Genomic DNA, 1,315 nt, shown 5'->3' on the forward strand with positions numbered 1-1,315 from the left:
GTCGGATATAGAGGCTACGGTGTCGCGAATAAATGAAGTTGTCGCGCATGAATTGACTGCCGAAGGGCGTCGATGCGCCGATAAAGAAAAGGATCTTGCATGCTTTACGTCGACATTCCGACTCGTTCCGAATTTGCCACCCTTGTCGGTGCGCGTGCCGATGCTTGCGTGTCGCTCTATTTGAAGACCACCCCTGTGACACAGGAGACATCGGCCTCGCGCATCGAGTTCGGCAATCTGATCCGTGAGGCGCAGTCGCAGCTTGAGGATGCAGGCTTCGACAAGAGGCGGCTGGCTGCGCTTCTGGAGCAGTTGAACGATCTGGTTGACGATGACGAATTCTGGCGCTTCCAGGCCAACAGCCTTGCCGTTTTCGTCACGCCCGATGCGCTGCGGACCTATCGGCTCGCCAACGATCTGGTCTCCATGGTGCAGGTCGCCGACCGCTTCCACCTGAAGCCGCTGTTCCGGGCGGTGACCTTCCCGCATTCAGCCCTCATCCTCGCCCTGTCGGAGAATGCCGTGCGCCTGGTCGAGATGCATGCCGATCTGCCGCCGGTAACGGTCAAGGTTCCGGGCCTGCCCAAGGACGCGGCCTCCTCGGTCGGCAAGTCGACGCTCAACGATCGTACTTTCAGCGGCCGCATCCAAGGCTCCGAGGGGCAGAATGTACGCTTCCAGCAATATGTACGGCGGGTAGATACGGCGCTACGTCCCATTCTGGCCGGGCGCGAGACCCCGCTCATCCTGGCCGCCACCGACCGCCTGGCTTCGGTGTTTCCGCAGATCAATTCCTATCCGCACCTTCTGGGCGAAACCATTGCCGACAGCCCGGACCGCCTGACCGACGCCGACCTGGCGCAGCGTGCGCGTCCGATCCTCGACAATGCCTACGAACAGGACCTGGGCGCCATCCGTGCCTTGTTCGACAAGCGCGCTAACGACCGCCGCACCACGACCGATATCTCGGATGCGGCCCGTGCAGCAACCTTCGGCGCAATCGACACGCTTCTGATCGACATCGATTCAGTCGTGCCGGGCTTTGTCGACGACGAAAGTGGCGCGGTGGAATTCGTCGAGAAGGACGACGCGAACGCCTATGGTGTGGTCGACGAGATTGCCAGCCGGGCGTTCGCCAGCGGTGCCAAGGTACTAGGCGTGCGGCGCGCCGACATCCCCGGCAAAAAGGAACTTGCGGCGGTCCTGCGCTATCCGCTTTGATACGGCCAAAAGCCAGCGGGATTCCTGCCTCCCCTAATACCGGAGGCAGGTCATTGGCACGACGGGATATCGTCATCCGTTTCGCACCCAGGGG

General features: G+C 61.7%; 1 protein-coding gene. It reads left to right on the plus strand.

The annotated features are described in order from the left end of the window. Positions 1–99 precede the first annotated feature (99 nt). The gene (locus J0I64_RS08290; RefSeq protein ID WP_291407118.1) at positions 100–1,221 is read left to right on the plus strand and encodes a hypothetical protein; all 1,122 of its coding nucleotides are present in this window, start codon (positions 100–102) and stop codon (positions 1,219–1,221) included. Positions 1,222–1,315: the final 94 nt, after the last annotated feature.

Origin of the sequence: Devosia sp. (genome assembly GCF_017307565.1) — a bacterium.
Lineage (GTDB): Bacteria > Pseudomonadota > Alphaproteobacteria > Rhizobiales > Devosiaceae > Devosia.